This is a genomic window from Buchnera aphidicola (Pemphigus obesinymphae) (genome assembly GCF_026122815.1).
Classification (GTDB): Bacteria; Pseudomonadota; Gammaproteobacteria; order Enterobacterales; family Enterobacteriaceae; genus Buchnera_C; species Buchnera_C aphidicola_BJ.
The window spans coordinates 1-375 of the sequence record NZ_JAIWQW010000098.1; the positions used below are offsets into that span (position 1 = coordinate 1).

Annotated in this window: 1 protein-coding gene; it reads left to right on the forward strand. The window is 30.9% G+C overall.

The window, feature by feature from the left end:
* The coding region (locus tag LDP10_RS03280) for a DEAD/DEAH box helicase (protein WP_265197289.1) at window positions 1–375 on the forward strand (375 nt) is incomplete at both ends.

A 375-nucleotide genomic window follows, 5' to 3' on the forward strand; every position in this document is an offset into this window, starting at 1 on the left:
AAATTGTTGTTGGAACACCAGGTCGTTTATTAGATCATTTAAAAAGAGGAACTTTAAATCTTTCTAATTTACATAGTTTAGTATTGGATGAAGCTGACGAAATGTTAAGAATGGGTTTTATAGAAGATGTAGAAACTATTATGGCTGAAATTCCAGCAAATCATCAAACAGCATTGTTTTCTGCTACAATGCCTGATGTTATTCGTCGAATTTCACGTAGATTTATGAAAGAACCTAAAGAAGTACGAATTCAATCTAATATTTCGACTCGTCCTGATATTAAACAAAGTTATTGGATGGTATATGGTCGTAAAACTGATGCTTTGATACGTTTTTTAGAGGTAGAAGATTTTTCAGCTACTATTATTTTTGTAA